This is a genomic window from Paludibacter propionicigenes WB4 (assembly GCF_000183135.1).
Classification (GTDB): Bacteria; Bacteroidota; Bacteroidia; order Bacteroidales; family Paludibacteraceae; genus Paludibacter; species Paludibacter propionicigenes.
Genome location: NC_014734.1, coordinates 2841192 through 2863370 on the forward strand (window position 1 = coordinate 2841192; position 22179 = coordinate 2863370).

A 22179-nucleotide genomic window follows, 5' to 3' on the forward strand; every position below is an offset into this window, starting at 1 on the left:
TCAATGTTGATTTTTTAGGGTAGACTTTAGAGAATACTGTTATCATAAGATTTTTTATGTAGATAAGTTGTTGTTTGTCGGAGTTGAATTTGACGCTGACTGCTCTTTTAAAATTTATTCTTATGTATATAAACTGTTTGTCTGAATAATTCCTTTTTGTTTGTTGATGGTTTAAAATTGAAACATTTTGTATGATTTCATGTTTTTTTTATGTGGTTTTGCTTTAAATTTGCTGTTTTTTGCGTGCTTAAAATGTTAAAGTTCTTTTTATTGAAAGAATTTTTCGCTTTAAGGTGTTTATTTTTGTTTCATTTACATTTTTTTGTTTTACATTTTAATCGACGCAATAGCGTGAGTTATATGGCTGTAATACAAGCGTGTATAAAACAGTTAAAAGATAAAAATGTGTTTCATTGTGTGTTTTTCGATGTCGAAAATATACTTTTACCTACATATTGACACAAAAATTCTGTATATTTTTTCTATTTGTCATCAAAAACACTTGTTTTTTAATCATTAATACTTTATTTTTGCAAACTGTTTAAAAGAGGTTACAGGAAGAAACGCAAATTAAAGAAGATTAATAAACAAAATGTTAAATTTATGAGAAAACTAACGTTCTTATTGACTTGCCTGTTTTTGGTAAGTGTGGGTTTGGTTAATGCTCAATCAAAATCTATTTCGGGAAAAGTCTTTTCCGCAGATGATGGGCAACCTATTATTGGAGCAACTGTAAGAGTAAATGGAACCGCTCTGGGTACTGTTACTGATACAGATGGAAATTTTAGAATCACTTTGCATGAAAATGAAAAGACTCTTGTTATTTCGTATGTAGGCATGAAAACAATACAGGTTGAAGCAAAAAATAATTTGCTTGTTAAGCTTGAACCAGATTCTAAGATGATTGATGAAGTTGTTGTAACAGCTTTAGGCATCTCAAAAGATAGAAAGTCTCTAGGTTATGCTGTTCAGGATGTAAAAGGGGATGCAATAAATAATGCTGAAACCGGAAATGTTTTATCAGCAATGACTGGTAAGATGGCTGGTGTTAACATCACTAGTTCGGCTGGTGTGGCAGGTGCTGCTTCATTTATTACAATTCGTGGTCAGAATTCAATTACAGGTAATAACCAACCTCTGTTTGTTGTTGATGGTATTCCAATTGATAACTCTATGGATTATTCTGGTAATCCTGATGATGGTAAAAACAACTTAACAGCTGGTGTTAACTACTCCAACCGGGCTATTGATATTAACCCCGATGATATTGAAACTGTTTCGGTATTAAAAGGTGGTGCTGCTACAGCTTTATATGGTATGAAAGCAGGTAATGGAGTTGTACTTATTACAACAAAAAAGGGAAGTAACAGTAGTGGAAAAACAAATGTGAGTTTTTCAACTTCGCTTGCTATAGATAAGGTAAGTCAATTACCAGCGACTCAGACTATGTATGCACAAGGTGTAAATGGTAGCTATTCTACCAGCACTCCTTATTCATTTGGTCCAAAGTTATCAGATATGCGTTACGACGGAGCAACAAATTCTACTCGTGACGTAAATGGAAATCTGGTACTTGCTACTAATCCTGCCGCTAAAGCTAATCTGGTGGCGAATGCTTATGATAATGTGGGTAATTTCTTTCAAACCGGCACAACAGTAAATAATACACTAGCATTATCCGGAGGAGATAAAATTAGTAATTACTATATGTCTATTGGTAATATAACTACAAAGGGTATCATTCCCAAAAATACATTTGCTAAAACGTCAATTAAATTGTCAGGTCAAACTAAATTTGGTTCGAAATTTACTGCTTCAGGATCTTTAAATTATGTTCGTTCAGGGGGTGATAGAGTTCAACAAGGATCAAATACCTCGGGTGTTATGTTGGGTCTGTTCAGAGGGGCAACTTCTTTTGATAATGGAAATGGACATGGCAAAGATGGATATAAATATTCTGATTCATATATGTACGAAGATGGTACACAGCGTGCTTATGCAGGTTATGACAATCCATATTGGACAGTTAACCAGAATACTTTTTCAGATCAGGTGGATCGTTTGATAGGAAACCTGTCGTTTGTATATAAACCAATCAGTTCTCTTACTGTGGCATATAAGATTGGTGATGACTTATATAGTGACAGACGTAAAGGTCATTATGCAATATATTCTGCAAACGCACCAGACGGACAACAACAAGTAGACAATCATTATAGCAATAATATAAATTCTGATTTGACAATCAACTTTAATAAGGAACTATTTGCTGATTTTAATGCGAATATAACGATAGGTCAAAACATGTATCAAAGTTATTATCAGCAATTTTTTGCTGAAGGTGATGGTTTTGTAGTTCCTGACTTTTATCATATGTCAAATACAACTTCGCAGTTTGTTCGTGAATCTACGCTAGAATACAGAACTGCTGCGTTTTATGCAGATGTACAATTTTCATATAAAAATATGCTGTATTTAGGTTTGACAGGAAGAAATGAATGGTCTACAACTTTACCTGTAGCGGATAATAATTTCTTTTATCCATCAGCTAGTTTAGGGTTCATTTTTACTGAATTACCTGCATTGAAAACTAATGGAATCATTAATTACGGAAAAATCAGAGCTTCATATGCTCAGATTGCAAATGCTCCATCAGCTTATAGTATTCAAAATGTCTACACTTCAGCTACAGTGAGTGATGGTTGGGCTTCTGGTGTTTCGTTCCCAATGAATGGCGTTGCCGGATTTAATATATCTAACAGCCTTGGAAATCCTAAACTTAAACCGGAAACTCTTTTGTCCAGAGAAATTGGTCTTGAACTTAAACTCTTCGATAGCAGAGTAAATTTTGACATTACTTATTACAATAATCAAAATAAAGATTTGTTAATTCCGGTTCCAATTAGTGGTACAAGCGGCTATAAATCAATTTATATGAATGCTGCTACAATGGAAAATAAAGGTATTGAAATTATGGCAAGTGTTGTCCCTGTTAAAACTAAAGATTTGAATTGGACTCTTACGGCTAACTTCACTAAGAATAACAATAAAGTATTATCGTTGGCTCCAGGTGTTGACAATATCGAATTAGGTGGATTTACGGGTATCACTGTTAATGTTGTAGCAGGTGAACCTTATGGAAGTATTTATAGTACCGGTTTTTATAAAGATGCTCAGGGTAAAGTTATTATAAATGATGTTGCTGAAATTCCCGGCGAAGCCGGCAAGCCAAACAAGCCAAATCCTGCATATGGACTTCCGATTAAAGATAATACTATGAAATCTTTAGGAAGTGTTGCACCAAAATGGACACTTGGAATTAATAATGATATCTCTTATAAAGGCGTTGGATTATCGTTCCTTTTTGATATAAAACATGGTGGACTTATGTGGAATGGAACAAAAGGTCGTCTTGTAGGTTTTGGAACTGCTCAGGTTACCGAAAACAGAGGTCAGGCAGTTGTATTCGATGGAGTTATGGGTCATGTTGCTAATGATGGTACTGTTGTTTCCGCAGGTGTTACTAATAATATTCAAACAACTTATTCAGAGTATTATTATAAAAATATTGGTGGAGGTGCAAGTCCTGCACAAGAGCAATTTGTAGAAAAAACAGATTGGGTGCGTCTACGTGAAATCACAATTTCGTATGAACTTGGAAGAGTTCTTAATGCTCCTTTCATGAAGAGTTTAAAGATTTATGCTACTGGTCGTAATTTATGGTTGTCTACTCCTTATGATGGTATTGATCCTGAAACCAATCTTATGGGTGCGACTAATGCTCAAGGGCTTGACTATTTTAATATGCCAAACACAAAGTCTTTTGTATTTGGGTTGAAACTTGATTTATAATTATAAAAATTATTTATTATGAAAATAAAAATTATTTCTATATTGTCGTTTACGGTGCTATTAAGCTCGTGTTCGACCTGGATTGACTCCTCTCTTAATGATGACCCAAATAATCCAACAGATGTTGCTATGGCGCAGCTTGTTGCACCCATAGAGGCTAACTTAGCTTATATTGTAGGTGGAGAGTTACCCAGATTTACTTGTAGTTGGATGCAACAAATTGCAGGACTACAGAGTCAGTCAGCAGATATTGATATTTATAATATCAGTGAGGCAGATACAGAAAATGCGTGGAGTTATAATCTTTATTCACCAGGCATGATTAATACCAAGTTGCTTATGGAAAAAGCTGTAAGCACTAAATCGCCTCATTATGGTGGTATTGCTAAAGTTTTAATGGCATATCATTTAGGAGTGACAACTGATCTTTTTGGTGATATACCATATTCGGATGCGTTCAAAGGTGCAACAGGACAAACAAAATCCAAGTATGATACACAAGAAGCAATTTATACTACCATTTTTTCTTTATTAAATGATGCTATCGCTGATTTAAGTGCTGCTTCAAGTGCTTATGAACCCGGAACAGAAGACTTAATTTACGGTGGTGATTTAACAAAGTGGACTAAAACTGCTTATGCGTTGAAAGCAAGATATAGCCTACACTTAGTAAAGCAAAAAGGTACATCTGCGTATACGGATGCTTTAAAAGCTATCGCAAATGCTTATAAAAGTAATGATGATGATTTAAAATTTGTGTTTGGTGAGGCTTACAACAATTCAAATCCAATTTTTCAATTTCAATCGGAGCGTGCACATTATATCGGTGCTAATACTACATATTTGAATATGTTGAACTCTGTAAATGATCCGCGTAGAGCTGTCTATTTTGCTGGTAATGTAGGTTCTGCTGCCGGTCAGTCAAACTCAAGTGCATCTAAAGTAGGGGCAAATTATGCATCGTCAGCAAGTTCTGTTTATTTAATATCTTATGCTGAGATTAAATTCATTGAAGCAGAAGCAAGTTTCCAGACTAATGATATTCCACGTGCTGTTACAGCTTACAATGAAGGCTTAAAGGCATCATTGGATCGTGAAGGTGTGTATGATGCAGTTTGGTTTGCAGCGAATTCTATTACTGCTGGAACTATTTCATTAGAAAAAATAATGAATCAAAAGTATTTGAGTTCATTCTTGCAGATTGAATCTTTCACAGATTGGAGAAGAACAGGATTTCCAACACTAGCTCTTGCTACAGGTGCTGTTACTACAGAAATTCCTCGCAGACTACCTTATGCTCAGGATGAAAGATTGTATAATTTTGATAATTTTAAACCTTACGCAGGGCTTACAATAACAAGCCGTGTTTGGTGGGATAAACAATAACGGAAGATAGACTACTACTAAATAACCGTTACAGGTTTATTCTAAAAAAATAGATAATTTATCCAACCGTATCAAGGCTAGCCTTGATACGGTTGGTCATTTTATAGGTTCTTATTTTTACTTCTCCGTTGTAAGTGCATTTGGTCAGGTGTTTTCATATGACATGACTAAAAACGGTGCTTAAATCTTTTAATAATCTAATCTTCATATTGCAATAACCTGAAACAGTATCTTTCGGGAACGGATGTTTTTTTGTACTTTTGCAAAACTTTTAATGATATTGCCGTAATATTTTTAAACTATTGCTAGATAGCATTTTCAAATAGAAATAAACTAAAAAACAATTCTCTAAATTTCCGGATTTCACATGAACACGATACAAATTAAAGACAAAAAGTTTTCACTATCTATCCCAGAGGTAGAAATTCAAGCAGCGGTTCGTAAAGTAGCGGAAGCTATCAACCATGATATTGCAGAAAAAAATCCATTATTTATCTGCGTTTTGAATGGTGCATTTATGTTTGCCGGTGATTTGATGAAAAATGTAAGTATTCCGTGTGAGATTACTTTTGTTAAGTTGTCGTCGTATGAGGGGCTATATTCCAGTGGTTCGGTGAAAGAGATAATCGGTTTAAATGAGAGTGTGGTAGGACGTAACGTGGTGGTGGTTGAAGATATTGTGGATACAGGCGTTACTATGGAGCGTATTCTGAGTTCGCTCAGAGCTAAAGGTGCCAATGATATAAGAGTTGCTACTTTCTTACAAAAACCAGATGCTTTGCAACGGGATATAAAGATTGATTATGTGGCAATGCAAATTCCGAACGATTTTATAGTCGGATATGGATTGGATTACGACGGGTATGGTCGTAATTTGAAGGATATTTACACAGTGGTTTCTGAATGAAAATTCCATGAACTGTAATGTTTAGGTATCATTGCAGTTTGTTTTAGTTAATATATTAAAGATAAAGAAATGCTCAACATTATTATTTGTGGTGCGCCGGGTTGCGGAAAAGGCACACAAAGTGATTTGATTGTAGGTAAATACAATCTTAAACACCTTTCTACCGGTGATTTACTGCGTAAAGAAATTGCTGAAAAAAGCGAATTGGGAATAACTGCTGAAAGTTATATCTCGAAAGGGAATTTGGTGCCGGATGAAATGATTATCAATATCCTGTCGAAGAATATTGAAGCTTTTGATAATGATATCAATGGTATGATTTTGGATGGATTTCCGAGAACAGTAGCGCAGGCTGAGGCTTTACAAACCATGTTGAGTAACAGTGGCAAGGAAATCAGTACTTTACTTGATTTAAGTGTAGAAAAAGATGAATTAATAGATCGTCTTTTAAAAAGAGGACAAACTTCAGGAAGAAGCGATGATAATCTGGAAACAATCCAGAAACGTTTAGAAGTATATGAACTGCAAACAGCTCCTGTAAGTGATTTCTATAAAAAACTGGGCAAATATGCAGCCGTTGACGGTATGGGTTCTGTAGAAGAAATCTTCGGACGTATAGCTTCTATTCTGGATTCAAAGAAATAATTTTTCTGACTAAAAAATACTAAAAACACACCGGAAACTTATTCAGGTGTGTTTTGTTATCTCATAAACAAAACAAATAAAATGGCAAGCTCTAACTTTGTAGATTACGTAAAGATTTTTTGTCGTTCGGGCAAAGGTGGACCAGGTTCAAAACACTTATATCGGGACAAGCTTACGACAAAGGGTGGTCCCGATGGAGGTGATGGCGGACGTGGAGGCCATATTATTTTAAGAGGCAGTAAAAATCACTGGACGCTGATTCACCTGAAATATGCCCGACATATTTATGCCGGCGATGGTGAAAGTGGAGGTTTGAGCAGAAGCTTTGGAAAAGATGGCGAGGATAAAGTTATCGAAGTGCCTTGCGGAACTGTAGTATATGATGCTGAGACAGGAGAATTTCTTTCTGATATAAAGGAAGATGGCGAAGAGGTAGTGTTGATTAAAGGTGGACGTGGTGGACAGGGCAACTGGCATTTCCGTTCTGCAACCAATCAAACACCGCGTTTTGCACAACCCGGTGAAGCATCGATAGAGAAAACAGTGATCTTGCAATTGAAGGTATTAGCGGATGTTGGTTTGGTAGGTTTTCCTAATGCTGGCAAATCAACCCTGCTATCGGTTGTATCTGCTGCAAAACCCGAAATTGCGAATTATCCTTTTACCACATTGGTGCCAAATCTGGGTATTGTTTCTTATCGTGATGACCGATCATTTGTAATGGCTGATATTCCGGGAATAATTGAAGGAGCATCGGAAGGCCGTGGTCTTGGATTACGTTTTTTACGTCATATCGAAAGAAATTCTATTTTGCTGTTTATGATTCCGGCCGATACGGATGATATTATCGCCGAGTACAATATCCTGCTTAATGAGCTGAAACAATATAATCCCGAGCTTGTAGACAAGCAGAGAATTTTGGCTATAACCAAATGTGATATGCTGGATGAAGAGTTGACAGCAGAAATAAAGAAACTGGTGCCTACAGATATTCAGTCTGTTTTCATCTCGTCGGTAACGGGTTTGGGTCTTGCAGAGCTCAAAGATTTGATTTGGACTGAAATAAACAAGGAATCCAATAAAATCGTTGAAATAACGCATCGTCCAATGGAAATAGCCTATCGTGAAGTGGAGGAAGAGCTTGAGGAAGAGGAAGAAGATGAAGAGGAGGATGACTTGAGTCAATATAAAGGAATAGGCTGGGATGAACTGTAAAACAGAGGTGAGCAGTAAGAGGTAAGCAACTATGATTACGTACAAGTTACTGGAAAGATATAATGAAATTGCCCATTTTTGCACGAGCCGGGAAGGTGGTGTAAGTATGGGCAATTATGCATCATTCAATTTGAGTCCGTTTTGTGGTGATGCGCCCGAGAGTCTTTCGCAAAATCAGCAAATTTTGTGTGATCAGCTTGGTATAAATTTGGAAAACCTTATCCTTCCGTATCAAAATCACGGCACTGAGGTTAGAGAAATTGACGAAGCTTACTTTCATCTATCAAAAGCAGAGAAATTGCAATATCTAAATGGTATTGATGCTTTATATACCAACTTACCGGGAATTTGTATCGGAGTTACCACAGCCGATTGTGTTCCGTTATTATTTTATGATCCGGTTAAGCAAGTGGTGGCAGCTGCTCATGCAGGCTGGCGTGGCACGTGTGGTCTGATTGCAGAGAAAACTATCCGTAGGCTTGTTGAGGTACATAAATGCAGTGTAAAGGATATTTTGGCGGTTATTGGACCATCAATATCGAGCGAGGTATATGAAGTCGGTGTTGAAGTGATTGATTCATTTAAGGTGGCAGGCTTTGATGTATCCAACATCTGTGAACAACGGGAAGGCTCATTTTTTCTCGATTTGTGGAAAGCAAATCAGCAATCACTTGAAAAAGCAGGAATACCGGCTGAAAATATAGAGATTGCGGGGCTTTGTACATTTACCAGCCCTGATCGTTTCTTTTCAGCCCGCAGGTTAGGAATAAAGTCAGGCAGGATGCTAAGTGGAATAATGATTAAGAAATCTTGAAACATTCATTCGTAGTTCTAAGTATGGATATTATAATTTCAAATAGAATACGTGAGGCTTGTCCGCAGCTGGTTTTGGCAACCATCACATGTGAGGTGAAGAACGCTGAAACTTCATCAGAGTTTTGGTCTGAAATGGAGGCCGAAGTTCAACGAATAAAATCGGTTTACGCGTTGGAGGAAATAAACAAGCGTCCCGAAATAGCAGCAACCCGTAAGGTTTATAAAATACTGGGTAAAGATCCCAATCGTTATCGTCCGTCGGCAGAAGCATTGTGTAGGCGCATACTGCGCGAGATTTCAATTTATAAAGTCAGTACTTTAGTTGATGTTATCAACCTGGTTTCCATTCGAAGCGGATTTTCTATCGGAGGTTTTGATTTAGATAAGATAGAGGGTAAAGAAATTCGACTGGAGGTAGGAACAGCCGATGACGAATTTGAAGCTATAGGCAGAGGACTTTTAAATGTGGCAGGATTGCCGCTCTACAAAGATAAAACAGGTGGAATAGGTACGCCAACCAGCGACAATGAGCGAACAAAAATATCTGCTGATACAACAAGACTGCTAATGATTATAAACGGATACAGTGGCAGGTCAGGGCTTCAGGATGCTGTAGATTTTTCTATTGAATTGCTGGGAAAGTATGCCGAATTAGCAAATGTAGAGGTTCACTTTATTGAATAATTCAGCTCTCCAGATCAGCCATCATTTTCTCAAGTTCCTCATCCAACTCGTGCAATTGCTTTTTACAAAACTCCATCAGAACGGCAGCGCGTTTTACTTTTTCAGCAATTAAATCCATATTTATTTCTGAATTGCTTTCCAACTCAGCCAGAATTTGCTCCAGTTCAGCAACTGCTTCGGTGTATGTTAGCTTTAGTTTTGCCATTGTTTTAATTTTTACGTCAGGGGAAATGATTTTATGCTATTCTTCAGAAAAATGAACAAGCACATGTCTGTAAGAGTTGAAGATTTTAGATTTCGAACAAAATCCCAGATAGACTTTATTATCATCCACCACCGGCAGATACCAGGAGTTAGTATCTTCAAAAATATCCATTACAGTCTCCATAGGCATACTGGCATTGAGCAATGCCGGAGGAGACGTCATCAATTTATTTACTTTAAACCGGTTATATAAATCAGGGCGGAACATAATATTGCGCACCTCATCTACCAGCACTATACCGTTTAATCTGTTAGTAACCGGGTTTACAACAGGAAATATATTTCTTTTGGATTTTGATATTTTCTTTACGAGCTCGCCTAATGTCATGTCGGGGTACAATGTTATGAAATCCGTCTCTATGAAGTTCTCCATTTTCAGCATCGTAAGTATCGCCTTGTCTTTATGATGAGTCAGCAGTTCGCCTTTCTTGGCCAATCGCATGGCATACAAACTGTGCGGTTCAAAAAGAATAATGGTCAGATAGGAAACTACGGAAACAATCATCAGCGTCATAAATAAATTATAGCCACCGGTTAGTTCTGCAATAAGGAATATTCCGGTCAGAGGAGCATGCATTACGCCCGACATAAGCCCGGACATTCCTGCCAATGCAAAATTAGCTTCCGGAGCATGAATTCCCAAAAACGACAAAACATGAGACACCACAAAACCTGTTAAGCAACCGACAAACAACGATGGCGCAAAGATTCCACCCACGCCACCGGCCGAAGTTGTAGATGCCGATGCAAATATTTTAAAGATAACGATTAAAGAGAGGTAAATAACTATTACCCATGGACTGTTTCCGAGTCCCAGAAAGAAGCTCTGATTGAGAACAGAAGACGATTGACCATTTAGGAGAGCGACGATTGTATCATAACCCTCGCCATAAAGCGGCGGGAAAATAAAAATAAGTATGCTTAAGATCAGACCTCCAATAATCAGTTTCGAATAGGGATTTTTGTATCTTCTGAAAAAACTCTCGATTTTATTCATTCCCCGTGTAAAATAGAGCGATACAAGTCCACAAATAATGCCTAAAAGAATCAGGTAAGGTATTCGCTCTATGGCAAAGGGCTCGTATTTGCTAAACTGAAACATGAAGTTACTTCCGGAGAAGAAGTATGATAGTGATGTGGCTGTAACAGAGGAAATTAAAAGTGGTGCAATCGCTGTGAGTGTCATATCCAGCATCAGCACTTCAAGTGTGAACATCAAACCTGCAATTGGTGCTTTGAAGATGCCGCCAATAGCTCCGGCAGAGCCACAACCCACCAGAAGCATTAATGTCTTCTGATCCATTTTGAAAAAATTTCCCAGATTTGAACCAATAGCTGCTCCGGTAAGCACAATAGGTGCTTCGGCTCCTACAGATCCACCAAAGCCGATGGTTATGGAACTTCCTACTATTGAAGTCCAGGTGTTATGAAGTTTCAGGATACTTTTTCGTTGCGAGAAGGCATACAAAATCCGGGTCACCCCGTGACTGATGTCATCTTTTACAATGTAGCGAACAAATAAAGAAGTGATTAAAATACCAACGATGGGGAAGAGTAAATACCAGTAATTTACATCCTGATGACTAAAATGACTGGTAAGCAGGTGCTGGATGAGATGAATAATAGTTCTTAGCACAAAGGCGGCAATAGCGGCAAAGATTCCTATTGCGAAGCTCAATATGAGTATAAAGTTTCGCTGCTTAACATGAGCCTCACGCCATGCAATCATTCTCAAATACCAATTCCTATTTTCCATACCTTTATAAAAAACACCTAACAATCTTTCAAAAAACTTTCAACAAAGATATATAAATTAGAATCTAAATCAAACACCTTTTCCTTTAAATAGAATTTCGAGGGTGTACAGAAGAATTTTCACATCGGTCAGTAACGACATATTTTCCATGTAAATAATATCATAATTAAGTCGTTCTATCATTTTATCCACCGTATCAGAATAACCGATTTTTATCGGACCCCACGAAGTCAACCCGGGTCTGATTCTGTAAAGCAGGCAGTAATACGGTGCCTGATCAATAATCCTGTTGATATAATATCTTCTCTCCGGTCTGGGTCCCACTACGCTCATCTGACCCTTGAGCACATTCCAAAACTGAGGAATTTCGTCCAGCCTGTATTTCCTCAACACCCTGCCTACATTTGTAATTCTTTGATCATTAGGACTGCTGAGACGTGGTACACCTTTTTCGGCTCCGGTGTACATAGTTCTGAATTTCAGCATCGTAAAAGTCCTGCCAAACCGACCTACCCGCTCCTGCTTGTAAAATACAGGTCCTTTTGAGTTTAGCTTTATCAGGAAAATAAAGGAAAGCACAAAAGGCGCAACTAAAGCTAAGGCCAAAAGCGAAATGATAATATCAAAAAGACGCTTGACACTTTCTTCCCAATCGGACATTGTAGAATCGGTGATGTTTACCAAAGGGCTTATATCCAGGTTTTTTATTTTTGCACTTCCCGTTAGTATTTCATACAGTCGTGGAGTAAACTGAATTTCGATATTGAATTTATACAATGAGTTGATAATTTTGAAGAGTTGATAATCATCAGCATCGTCCAGCGCAATTATGGTTTCTTTGATATCGTATTTTTCTATGATTGAGTCCAACTGAAAAAGATTACCCAAAACCTTATTGGGTGGGACGGCAGTGTGTTTATCGTTGCTTATGAAGCCTATCAGGGTGTTGTGTCTGGCATATTTTTCAAATTCCGAAGCTATTTTTAATGCGTTTTTTCCTGTGCCAATGATGATTGTGTTAACAGTCCATTTTCTGGTCTTGAAATTGTTTCTGATTTTTGAGCTAACAATACTCCTGAAGCTCAGCGTGAAAATAAACAGCAACCCGAATAATACAAGAAGTGAAATATAGAAGTACTGGTACGAAACAGAAATATCTTTAATCATTCTGATAGAAAAAATGGAAATAGATATAAATGCTGATGATGTGAATGTACTGAATATCTCGGCAACTCTGGATTTTTTTATCGGGTTTAAATAGAAGCCGCACAAATAATGAATTGAAATACAATAGAAAGGAAAGCAAATCAGGCTTATCAGGTAACTGTAGTTTGGAATCAGAAAACGAATACTCTCAAAAATTTGAATGTCGTTGATGAGTTTTCGGAAAGCCACAAAGAGCACCCATACGATGAGCGAAGCAAGCATATCGCATAGTACAAATTCAAATCGTAAGCGGCCTTTGTTCATTCTGTTTTATTTCCTGATTAATTGGAACAGATTTCCTTTTCCCAGTTTTATGATGGATGATGGCTTGGGTAACGACAATTCTTCTCTCCTGAAATTCACCACATAATCTACAGCATTTTTAATTTCATCTGTTATCTGGCTGAAGTTTTGAGGTGTTGGTTCGCCGCTTACGTTGGCCGAAGTGGAAACAATGGGTTTTCTGAATTGAGCGCAGAGCTTTTTTGAAAATTCTTCGTTAGTCACCCTGATTCCGATTGATTTATCTTCTGCAACAAGGTTTGGAGCCAGATTGCGTGCCTGAGGATAAATGATGGTGAGTGGTTTCTCAGACATTTCTATCAAATCCCACGCTATGTCCGGAACTTCGTCAACATAAGATTGCAACTTGCCCGGATTATCAATCAGCACAAGCATGGCTTTAGCATCGGCTCGTTTTTTAATATCAAAGATACGTTTTACGGCAGTTTCATTTGTTGCGTCGCAGCCAAGCCCCCATACAGTGTCGGTTGGGTAAAGTATAACACCTCCGGACCGGAGAACTTCAAGCGTTTTTATAATTTCTTCGTGCATAATTTTATTCGGATTTGTTTAAAGTGTAAATGACAGTTTAATGAAGCAGATGGAAGGTAAACTCATCAATGCAACTTACTAGATTCACTACTTTTAAAATATCATTTTCTTCCATGCAAAGATAGTATTTTATCTCTTCAATCGTTATGTATTGTTAAGCTTTTGTTTGGACTCTAATCGATGTACCGTTATTGTATTTTCGGAAAAAAATCTGTACTTTTACAGCATTGAACCTTGTTTGTTATTCGAAAAAGTTGAATGTTTTTTCTTATAAGGTTGATAAATAACAGCTTGGATTTTCAGGAAGAGTGTGGTCTCTTCCGCTTGAGTGGAAAAATAATATACAATGATAAATACCTGGATTTACAGAACCCTTACCGAACAACAACGTGAAACACAAAACAAGTTAGCAGAAGAATTGAGTATCAGTCCTATACTGTCACAATTGTTAGTTCAGCGAGATATTCTGACTTTTGAAGAAGCGCGTAGTTTTTTTCGTCCCGATCTGAGTAATTTGCATGACCCGTTTCTGATGGCCGACATGCATAATGCAGTAAACAGACTCACGAAGGCAATGCAGAAGAATGAGAAAATTCTCATTTATGGTGATTACGATGTAGATGGAACAACATCTGTAGCGTTGGTTTATAAGTTTTTGAAGCAATTTTACCGGAACGTTGCTTTTTATATTCCCGACCGTTATAACGAAGGTTATGGCATTTCTATTCAGGGAATTGATTTTGCGGCTGATAATGACTTCAAGTTGATTATCGCCTTGGATTGCGGAATCAAAGCAGTGGAGAAGGTGAGATATGCCTTGGAAAAAGGTGTGGATTTCATTATCTGCGACCATCATACCCCCGATGCAGTTTTACCTCCTGCGGTAGCCGTTTTAGACCCTAAAAGAGCTGATTGTACCTATCCTTACAAGCATCTTTCGGGTTGTGGAGTTGGATTTAAATTGATGCAGGCTTTTGCTATTACCAACAACATTGACTTTTCGCAACTTACTCCATTGCTTGATTTGCTGGCTTTGAGCATTGCCTCTGATATAGTTCCCATCACAGGCGAGAATAGAATTCTAGCATTTTATGGATTGAAGCAAATTAATTCTAACCCAAGTATCGGGCTACAGGGAATTTTGGAAGTTTGTGGGCTGAAGGACAAAGAAATAACCATAAGTGACATTGTTTTCAAAATTGGTCCCCGTATCAATGCTTCTGGAAGGATGAAGCTGGCTTCGGAAGCTGTAGAGTTGCTTGTGTCGAGCGATTATCTGTTTGTAAAAGAAAAAAGTGATACAATAAACGAGTATAACAACGACCGAAAAGACTTAGACAAGAATATCACTGATGAGGCTATTGCGCTTATCGGAGCTGACAAGCGATATCTTGATAGAAAATCAATAGTGGTGCATAAACCCGATTGGCATAAAGGCGTTATTGGAATTGTAGCTTCTAGATTGTCCGAAGAGTACTATAAACCAAGCATTGTGCTAACCAATTCCAACGGATTTGCTTCCGGATCGGCCAGATCGGTTTCGGGTTTTGATATTTATAAGGCCATTGATTCGTGCCGCGACTTGCTTGAGAACTTTGGTGGGCACATGTATGCTGCAGGTTTATCGATGAAGGAAGAAAACATTCCGGCATTTACCGAACGATTCGAAAAATTTGTGGCAGAGAATATTCTGAAGGAGCAAACTTATCCTCAGATAGATATCGATGCTGTGTTGGAGTTCAAAGATATTACTCCTAAGTTTTTCAGGGTTCTGAAACAGTTTGGTCCGTTCGGTCCGGGAAATATGAAACCGATATTTGTGTCGAAAAATGTGTTGGACTATGGAACCAGTCGATTGGTTGGAAAAGAGCAGGAGCATTTAAAACTTGAGTTGGTTGACTCCAGTTCGGAGAATGTGATGAACGGCATTGCTTTCCGTATGCATGAGTACAACGATCATTTGAAAGCGCTCAATCCGCTGGATATATGTTACACAATAGAAGAAAATTCGTTTAATGGAAATACTTCTATCCAGCTGATGATAAGAGATATAAAAGTTGTTGAGAAATAAGGAATATTGTCCTGAATAAAACAGACGAAGCCGGATAAATCAATTTATCCGGCTTCGTCTGTTTTTGAATGACCGCCACGTGTTACATGGTAGTTTCTTCGGGTTTTAAATCCTCGGGGTTATTCGTTTGAATTTCATCCTCGTCGTTGAGCACGAAACGTTTATAATACGAAATCATCAGCGTTGTCATGGGCAATGCTATAATCATTCCCACCATTCCCATTAGCGATCCCCATACAGACAAAGACAACAGAATAACTGCCGGATTAAGTCCTGTTACTTTTCCCATAATTTTTGGTGTTAGAACCATATCTTCAATAACCTGAATGACCGTGAAAACAATAGCTATACCTAGCAGGATGGAACCAAAGTTTCGACCGGTTTCGGCAGCTTGAAGCAGTCCCATTACACCGCACGGAATCAGCGCCAAAGCTTTCAGATAGGGAACCAAAGTGAGTGCACCAATAAGCAAACCGAGTATAATGGCCAAAGGTAACTGGATGATGCTAAACCCAATGACAAACAAAATAGCGACAATTAGTGCAATTAAAGCCTGTCCTCTGAAATAACGGTTCATTCCGGATTCCAGATCAGATAGGATTTCGGTTATCAGTGTTTTGTATTTGGGAGGAATGATGCCATAAAATCCGGAGGTTATTTTTTCGTAATCAAGTAATATGAAAACCAGATAAAGAAAAACGATAACAATCACGGAGAAACCCATGACGAAATCCAGCGATCCATTAATAAAGCTCCACAAACCCGGTGCTAATTTTTTAAATCCCTCCATTATGTTCTGGTCTTTTAGTAATGTCTGAAAGTCTAGATGTGTGAGATAATACTTAATCTCATCTTGCCAGGCTGCTGGGATAAATGTGTTTACATCAATCGTCTTGCTGAACGCGCCGATTAGTTGCGATAGTTTCTGAACTTCAAGGCTAACAATAGGAGCCAGGATAGAGATTAGGCCTATTATTGAACCGAAAAATAATATAAGAGTTGCAATAATTGACAAAACCCGGCTTTTGAACCTGAGTTTGTGTTGGAATAGTTTTACAATCGGTTGTAATAAGTATGCTAATAGCCATGCCACCAAAAATGGTAACAACACACCACTTAATCTGTTTAACAGAAGAAAAAGCAATATAAGTACCGTTAAGCCAATAACTATTCGTACAACCCGATCGAAAGTAAAAGGTTTTGAAATTCTCTTCATGACTTACATTTTAAGCGTAAAATTATTCTTGATGTTTACTTGCGTTATAACAATCTCTGCATATTGGTTCGTATTCAGTCATTTCGCCCAGCAGTACGCGCTTGTCGCTGTCTACAAGCCGGTGCGACACGTAAGCCAATGCACCACACCTCACACAAATGGCGTGAACTTTAAAAACATCTTCGGCAATGGCGCATAAGGCAGGCATAGGCCCAAACGGAACTCCCTTAAAATCCATATCCAGACCGGCGATAATGACTCTTATTCCCTGATTGGCCAGTTGTGTACATACATCTACCAACCCTTCGTCAAAGAACTGAGCTTCATCAATGCCAATAACATCTACATCGCCCGACATGAGTAAAATGCTGCCTGAAGACTCAACCGGAGTAGAACGAATTGCTGTTTTATCATGAGAAACGACTTCATCTTCGGAGTAACGCGTGTCAATTTTAGGTTTAAAAATCTCTACACGTTGTTTGGCAAAATTAGCTCGTTTCAACCGCCGAATCAACTCTTCCGTTTTGCCGGAAAACATGGAGCCGCAAATCACTTCGATACTTCCACGTTTTTGTTGAATGGGATGGTTTCTTTCAGAATAAATCATGGTATATTGTTGAAAAATTGGTTCTACTTTATTTCGTTTGTCTCTTGTTTATTGTACCTTTACACCCGTTTAAAGGTGCTGTCGGGTAAATTCTGTTTTGTTGTATTCTGCAAAGATAAAAAAATAACAAGGATAGAAATTGCTTTTATAAAAAAAGATATGAACACAGCACAGAAGAAAGCTATTCTTTGCAAAAGCAATGATAAAGGGTGTCTTCTTTAAAGCAAGCAGCAGAAAAACTGAATCTGAAAAACAAGAGCCATACAATAATCAACCAATTCAACGAATACGAAAACAATGAGCAATACAGGCAAAACGTCGGTCGATCACGAAAAAGCAGGAGCAAAACTGTATGTGGTTCCAACTCCCATTGGTAATCTGGAAGATATGACGTTTCGTGCCATTCGGATACTTAAGATTGCAGATTTGATTCTGGCAGAAGATACACGCACCAGCGGATTTCTGCTTAAGCATTTCGAAATAAAGACTCCGATGCAATCTCACCACAAGTTTAACGAACATAAAACCGTTGAAACCATAGTTCAACGCATTAAAAGCGGACAAACGATAGCCCTGATTTCGGATGCAGGAACTCCAGCTATTTCCGATCCGGGTTTTCTGGTGGTGCGTCAATGTGTGGAAAATGGAATAGAAGTGGAATGTTTGCCCGGAGCTACTGCTTTTGTGCCGGCTTTGGTTGCTTCCGGTTTGCCCAACGACAGATTTTGTTTTGAGGGTTTTTTGCCACAGAAAAAAGGACGCCAGACGAAAATACACGATTTATCAACCGAGAAAAGAACGATGATTTTTTATGAATCGCCTTTCCGTTTGGTGAAAACTCTGACGCAACTGGCCGAAGTATTCGGTGCCGAAAGAAGAGCATCCGTATCGCGCGAAATTTCCAAGATTTTTGAAGAAACTCAACGGGGAACGCTGGCCGAGTTGCAGCAATATTTTACCGAACATAATCCTAAAGGTGAAATTGTGCTAATTGTTGCAGGATTAGAAGAATAACATTACCTTTGTAATCATAAAATTGAGAAAAAATCACAGCTTTTATTATCCGTATAAGTAATTCTCAATTACCGCCTTTATCAATCTTTTTATATGAAATTAGTTCCTTTTTCTTTGCTTATTTCTCTTGTAGTGCTCACTTCGTGTGGCAAACAATCATCCGAATATAAAAGGCTGCAAGCTCAAAACGATTCGCTGATGAACGCAAAACTTAAACTTCAGGAAGAAGTTGACGGTTACTTCTCTGCCATGAACCAGATTGAGCAAAACATTGAAAAGATCAAGAATACGGAGAATGTCATATCCATTCAGCCGGTAGGTAAAGAATTGGCCGATGACCAACGGACTAAAATCAACGAGGACATGATGTATCTGAACGATATGCTTCAGGCCAACAAAGATGAACTTGCCCGGTTGAAATCAAAAATAAAGAAAAGTGCATTTCGCTCAGCTGAACTGGAACGAACAATTTTGCGTATCACCAAAGCACTGGAAGAGGAAACTTCGAAAGTTGCGCTTCTACAGGCCGAATTGGCAAAAAAAGATTCACTAATTGTGAACCTTGATACAAAAGTTAATGAGTTGGGCAAAAATGTGGAAGATCTAACCAACGAAAATAAATCAAAAGAATCGAAAATAAAGGAGCAGGACGAAGTTATTCACACCGCATGGTATGTGTTCGGTACGCGCACAGAGCTCAAACAACAACACATTATTACGTCTGATGGATTATTCAGTCAGCAAAGAGTGCTTCAACGTGATTTCAACAAAAACTATTTTGTAAGAATTGATGCCCGCAATACAAAATCAATTCCTCTTTATTCGTCGCGTGCTAAAATTCTGACTAATCACCCGAAATCGTCCTATACACTTGAAAAGGAAAATGGAAACTTTGTGCTGCTGATTGTAGATACCGACGAATTTTGGAGTATAAGCAGATACCTGGTGGTGGAAGTGGAATAAATTCCTAAAAGCGTATTACAGACAAAAACCAATACAAAATGCGTTTTCCTTTTTCCGGAAAGCGCATTGTTTTTTTTACAAACTTGATAACACAGACTACAATATGACTTATAAATATGTTTTTATAGATTTAGACGACACGCTGTGGGACTTTCATGCTAATGCAAAGTCGTCCCTACAGGAAATGTACGAAACAAGAAAGCTGGGTCAGTTTTTCGACAGCTTTGAGCAATACTTCAGTATTTATGCCAAACGTAACGCCGAACTTTGGGAAGAATACGGTAAAGGCACCATTTCTAAAGCTGAACTGTCGCTGGAACGATTTCTGCATCCGCTAATTCAGGTTGGCATTGATAATTCTGCATTGGCAGTAGAAATAGGAGAGGAGTACCTGAAGATGCTGCCTACCCGAACAGCTTTGGTACCTCACGCTAAAGAACTGTTAGAATATCTTTATCCTAAATACCCCCTTACGATTGTTTCGAACGGATTTATAGAAGTGCAATATAAGAAATTGAACAGTTGCGGACTGGAGCGGTATTTCAGCCATGTGGTGCTTTCGGAGGCAGCTAAAGCGCTAAAGCCCGATAAACGTATATTTGAGTATGCCATGCAGCTGAACAACGCCGCTAAAGCCGAGGACTGCATAATGATAGGAGATAGTTACGAAGCAGATATTACGGGAGCTATCAATGCCGGAATAGATCAGGTATATTTTAATCCCGCTTCGGATGCTGCCGACAAAAAGGCTACTTACAGGATACATAGCCTAAGCGAAATCTTCAATATTCTCTAACGAATAAGGTTGATTTTATTCAAAAACAGCTGTAAAGGGGTGTCGACGGTTGACAAAAGCCTTTACATCGGTTGCAAAGAGGTATTGTCAGTTGTTGGAGGTACTTTACACTGAGTGCAAAGGGGTATTGTCAGTTGTCAGAAGTACTTTACACCGAGTGCAAAGATGTATTGTCAATTGTTGGAGGTGGTTTACATCGACTGTAAAGGGGTTTCAACAGTTATTGGAGGTGCTTTACAGCGAGTGCAAAGGTGTATCAACAGTCGTTGACAGGGCTTTGCAGCTGTTGTAACGTCAATTATTACTTGCTGGAGCCTTTTTGACCTTAAAACTGATATGGTTTGAGTGGATATATGGCGGGTTGATAATAAAAAAGTAGAATGAGATTTTATAGGGTACTTAAATTTGATGGAAACACCTGATTATAATTTTTATCCATTATCTTTGCTCTCACTATACAACTGCCTTAAATAAATACAACCCTTACAAACAGCTCCATGATAATCATGTCCGGCAATGTCTTAAAATCAGTCTTTACTGTACTGTTATTATCGTTGGTGTGTACGATACATGCTCAAACTACCTATGGAGACACAATATTCTATGATAGTTTCGGACAACATATCACCCGTGTTACCACACCTTATATGCCTGGAGGCAGTTATGTCTTTGCCGATCCAAACGGCACCTCAGCAGCAAAAGAGATTCAGGACAACTATTATGCAGTGATAGATCCCCGACATATAGTCGATGCAGGTCAGTCGTCATACTACTGGACTTCTACGAGCCCAACTTCTTTTATCCCCACAGGAGCCAGACCCTATTACACCACAGACCACACCGGAGATACTAATGGAGCCGTTATGGTAGTAAATGCAGGTACCACCATAAACTATTTATACAAACGTGATTTAGCTCTTAAGACCGGGTTTCGTTATCGTTTTTCATTTTGGATTTACGTTGTAGCCAGAAGTTCTCAGTTTTCGATGGAAGTTGTCAATTCTACCAACAATACCAATAAAACTTTTACCGGTCCGGTGCTTAATACCGAAGGCGTATGGACTCAGTACACGCTGGACTTTCCGGTACCACTCTCGTCAACCAACGTCACGAACAATGTATCTACAGGCCTACAGAACAAATACTCGCTTGTGATGGGGAATGATTATTATATCGACGACATTTTATTGAGCACACTCCATACCGATCCGGTAACAGTAAGCGCTTCGAGCAACGGGCCTGTATGCGAAGGAACGGGGATAAGTCTTCATTCAATAGTGGGTGGAGGTGCACCACCTTTTACCTATTCTTGGAGCGGACCGAATGGTTATGCGTCAACGGATCAACTCCCTACGATACTAAACAGCAGCCAGAATATGGATGGATTATATACTGTTACAGTGACTGATGCAATAGGACAAATAGCCAGTGCCAGTGTGGATGTTATAGTCATCAGTACTCCTAAAAGCGATATTAAACTTTCGACCGAAAAAATAGATAGCCGAAACAATGAAGTCTCAATGACGTCGCTCTCTGAAAGTGGGATAAATTATAAATGGGATTTTGGGGACGGGTCAACAGATGACCAACCTACCACAAAGCATGCTTATCAGATAACCGGCTCAACAGCTGAATTTACTGTTAAGCTAACGGCTACAAATTCAACCGGATGTACCAGTTCCAGTGTCAAAACAATCGAAGTTATTCCGTTTATTCCTAATGTGTTTTCGCCCAATGGAGATGGCATCAATGATGTGTTTATGAACGGATTTGATATTCATATTTTTGACAGATACGGGCTACAGTTATACAGTGGCTCTTCCGGGTGGGACGGGACATACAATGGAAAAAAGATGGATAATGATACCTATTTTTATGAAGTCCGGTATCTTGATAGGAATAAGAATACACAGATAAAAAAAGGCTATATTACACTCAAGAGATAAA

The 22179-nt window shown here is 38.4% G+C and carries 18 protein-coding genes; 12 read left to right on the top strand and 6 right to left on the bottom strand.

Translation table 11 applies throughout. From position 1 onward, the window contains the following. Window positions 1–603 precede the first annotated feature (603 nt). The 7 genes from PALPR_RS11680 to PALPR_RS11710 all read left to right on the top strand — a co-directional run bounded on the left by PALPR_RS11680 (window position 604) and on the right by PALPR_RS11710 (window position 9505). Window positions 604–3852 carry a SusC/RagA family TonB-linked outer membrane protein gene (locus PALPR_RS11680; protein ID WP_013445843.1) on the top strand — a complete coding sequence of 1083 codons (3249 nt, stop codon included), beginning with the start codon at window positions 604–606 and terminating at the stop codon, window positions 3850–3852. Window positions 3853–3870: 18 nt separating this feature from the next. Then, window positions 3871–5238, top strand: coding sequence for a SusD/RagB family nutrient-binding outer membrane lipoprotein (locus PALPR_RS11685; RefSeq protein ID WP_013445844.1), 1368 nt, complete (start codon window positions 3871–3873; stop codon window positions 5236–5238). 367 nt (window positions 5239–5605) lie between these two features. Beyond that, window positions 5606–6145, top strand: a complete 540-nt coding sequence (gene hpt, locus PALPR_RS11690) for a hypoxanthine phosphoribosyltransferase (protein WP_013445845.1) — start codon at window positions 5606–5608, stop codon at window positions 6143–6145. 69 nt (window positions 6146–6214) lie between these two features. After that, complete coding sequence (locus PALPR_RS11695; RefSeq protein ID WP_013445846.1) at window positions 6215–6790, top strand: adenylate kinase; 576 nt, start codon at window positions 6215–6217, stop codon at window positions 6788–6790. Between the two features lie 81 nt (window positions 6791–6871). After that, the gene (gene obgE, locus PALPR_RS11700) at window positions 6872–8005 is read left to right on the top strand and encodes a GTPase ObgE (RefSeq protein ID WP_013445847.1); all 1134 of its coding nucleotides are present in this window, start codon (window positions 6872–6874) and stop codon (window positions 8003–8005) included. A gap of 31 nt (window positions 8006–8036) precedes the next feature. Next, window positions 8037–8819: a peptidoglycan editing factor PgeF gene (gene pgeF / locus PALPR_RS11705; RefSeq protein ID WP_013445848.1), complete on the top strand. Its 783-nt coding sequence runs from the start codon at window positions 8037–8039 to the stop codon at window positions 8817–8819. Window positions 8820–8842: 23 nt separating this feature from the next. After that, the gene (locus PALPR_RS11710; RefSeq protein WP_013445849.1) at window positions 8843–9505 is read left to right on the top strand and encodes a B3/B4 domain-containing protein; all 663 of its coding nucleotides are present in this window, start codon (window positions 8843–8845) and stop codon (window positions 9503–9505) included. A gap of 1 nt (window position 9506) precedes the next feature. Here PALPR_RS11710 and xseB read toward each other — a convergent pair whose 3' ends face one another. The 4 genes from xseB to PALPR_RS11730 form a co-directional block, all read right to left on the bottom strand. Then, a complete protein-coding gene (gene xseB / locus PALPR_RS11715; RefSeq protein WP_013445850.1) occupies window positions 9507–9710 on the bottom strand; it encodes an exodeoxyribonuclease VII small subunit in 204 nt (67 codons plus the stop codon). A gap of 36 nt (window positions 9711–9746) precedes the next feature. Further along, a complete protein-coding gene (locus tag PALPR_RS11720) occupies window positions 9747–11525 on the bottom strand; it encodes a chloride channel protein (RefSeq protein WP_013445851.1) in 1779 nt (592 codons plus the stop codon). 69 nt (window positions 11526–11594) lie between these two features. Then, window positions 11595–12995 (bottom strand): sugar transferase, encoded by a 1401-nt coding sequence (locus tag PALPR_RS11725; protein WP_013445852.1) that lies wholly within the window; start codon window positions 12993–12995, stop codon window positions 11595–11597. Between the two features lie 6 nt (window positions 12996–13001). Next, a complete protein-coding gene (locus PALPR_RS11730; RefSeq protein WP_013445853.1) occupies window positions 13002–13565 on the bottom strand; it encodes an L-threonylcarbamoyladenylate synthase in 564 nt (187 codons plus the stop codon). A 346-nt stretch (window positions 13566–13911) separates the two neighbouring features. Between PALPR_RS11730 and recJ the strand changes: the two genes are divergently transcribed. Then, a complete protein-coding gene (gene recJ / locus PALPR_RS11735) occupies window positions 13912–15636 on the top strand; it encodes a single-stranded-DNA-specific exonuclease RecJ (RefSeq protein WP_013445854.1) in 1725 nt (574 codons plus the stop codon). Between the two features lie 82 nt (window positions 15637–15718). Here recJ and PALPR_RS11740 read toward each other — a convergent pair whose 3' ends face one another. Together PALPR_RS11740 and PALPR_RS11745 are read right to left on the bottom strand one after the other, a co-directional pair. Continuing rightward, complete coding sequence (locus PALPR_RS11740; protein ID WP_013445855.1) at window positions 15719–16852, bottom strand: AI-2E family transporter; 1134 nt, start codon at window positions 16850–16852, stop codon at window positions 15719–15721. Between the two features lie 22 nt (window positions 16853–16874). Next, window positions 16875–17459 (bottom strand): thymidine kinase, encoded by a 585-nt coding sequence (locus tag PALPR_RS11745; RefSeq protein WP_013445856.1) that lies wholly within the window; start codon window positions 17457–17459, stop codon window positions 16875–16877. A gap of 297 nt (window positions 17460–17756) precedes the next feature. Between PALPR_RS11745 and rsmI the strand changes: the two genes are divergently transcribed. The 4 genes from rsmI (at window position 17757) to PALPR_RS11770 (ending at window position 22178) form a co-directional block, all read left to right on the top strand. Continuing rightward, window positions 17757–18473 carry a 16S rRNA (cytidine(1402)-2'-O)-methyltransferase gene (gene rsmI, locus PALPR_RS11755; protein ID WP_013445857.1) on the top strand — a complete coding sequence of 239 codons (717 nt, stop codon included), beginning with the start codon at window positions 17757–17759 and terminating at the stop codon, window positions 18471–18473. A 93-nt stretch (window positions 18474–18566) separates the two neighbouring features. After that, window positions 18567–19436, top strand: coding sequence for a coiled-coil domain-containing protein (locus PALPR_RS11760; RefSeq protein WP_013445858.1), 870 nt, complete (start codon window positions 18567–18569; stop codon window positions 19434–19436). 103 nt (window positions 19437–19539) lie between these two features. Beyond that, window positions 19540–20232: a YjjG family noncanonical pyrimidine nucleotidase gene (locus PALPR_RS11765; RefSeq protein ID WP_013445859.1), complete on the top strand. Its 693-nt coding sequence runs from the start codon at window positions 19540–19542 to the stop codon at window positions 20230–20232. 497 nt (window positions 20233–20729) lie between these two features. Next, window positions 20730–22178 carry a T9SS type B sorting domain-containing protein gene (locus tag PALPR_RS11770; protein ID WP_013445860.1) on the top strand — a complete coding sequence of 483 codons (1449 nt, stop codon included), beginning with the start codon at window positions 20730–20732 and terminating at the stop codon, window positions 22176–22178. Window position 22179: the final 1 nt, after the last annotated feature.

What these genes read in the sequence shown, in the direction of transcription:
- PALPR_RS11745 (WP_013445856.1), bottom strand. Translation starts at nt 17,459, where the DNA reads ATGATTTATTCTGAAAGAAACCATCCCATTCAACAAAAACGTGGAAGT.
- PALPR_RS11765 (WP_013445859.1), top strand. Translation starts at nt 19,540, where the DNA reads ATGACTTATAAATATGTTTTTATAGATTTAGACGACACGCTGTGGGAC.
- PALPR_RS11760 (WP_013445858.1), top strand. Translation starts at nt 18,567, where the DNA reads ATGAAATTAGTTCCTTTTTCTTTGCTTATTTCTCTTGTAGTGCTCACT.
- PALPR_RS11725 (WP_013445852.1), bottom strand. Translation starts at nt 12,995, where the DNA reads ATGAACAAAGGCCGCTTACGATTTGAATTTGTACTATGCGATATGCTT.
- obgE (WP_013445847.1), top strand. Translation starts at nt 6,872, where the DNA reads ATGGCAAGCTCTAACTTTGTAGATTACGTAAAGATTTTTTGTCGTTCG.
- PALPR_RS11730 (WP_013445853.1), bottom strand. Translation starts at nt 13,565, where the DNA reads ATGCACGAAGAAATTATAAAAACGCTTGAAGTTCTCCGGTCCGGAGGT.
- PALPR_RS11770 (WP_013445860.1), top strand. Translation starts at nt 20,730, where the DNA reads ATGATAATCATGTCCGGCAATGTCTTAAAATCAGTCTTTACTGTACTG.
- hpt (WP_013445845.1), top strand. Translation starts at nt 5,606, where the DNA reads ATGAACACGATACAAATTAAAGACAAAAAGTTTTCACTATCTATCCCA.
- PALPR_RS11740 (WP_013445855.1), bottom strand. Translation starts at nt 16,852, where the DNA reads ATGAAGAGAATTTCAAAACCTTTTACTTTCGATCGGGTTGTACGAATA.
- PALPR_RS11710 (WP_013445849.1), top strand. Translation starts at nt 8,843, where the DNA reads ATGGATATTATAATTTCAAATAGAATACGTGAGGCTTGTCCGCAGCTG.
- PALPR_RS11720 (WP_013445851.1), bottom strand. Translation starts at nt 11,525, where the DNA reads ATGGAAAATAGGAATTGGTATTTGAGAATGATTGCATGGCGTGAGGCT.
- pgeF (WP_013445848.1), top strand. Translation starts at nt 8,037, where the DNA reads ATGATTACGTACAAGTTACTGGAAAGATATAATGAAATTGCCCATTTT.
- recJ (WP_013445854.1), top strand. Translation starts at nt 13,912, where the DNA reads ATGATAAATACCTGGATTTACAGAACCCTTACCGAACAACAACGTGAA.
- PALPR_RS11685 (WP_013445844.1), top strand. Translation starts at nt 3,871, where the DNA reads ATGAAAATAAAAATTATTTCTATATTGTCGTTTACGGTGCTATTAAGC.
- xseB (WP_013445850.1), bottom strand. Translation starts at nt 9,710, where the DNA reads ATGGCAAAACTAAAGCTAACATACACCGAAGCAGTTGCTGAACTGGAG.
- rsmI (WP_013445857.1), top strand. Translation starts at nt 17,757, where the DNA reads ATGAGCAATACAGGCAAAACGTCGGTCGATCACGAAAAAGCAGGAGCA.
- PALPR_RS11695 (WP_013445846.1), top strand. Translation starts at nt 6,215, where the DNA reads ATGCTCAACATTATTATTTGTGGTGCGCCGGGTTGCGGAAAAGGCACA.
- PALPR_RS11680 (WP_013445843.1), top strand. Translation starts at nt 604, where the DNA reads ATGAGAAAACTAACGTTCTTATTGACTTGCCTGTTTTTGGTAAGTGTG.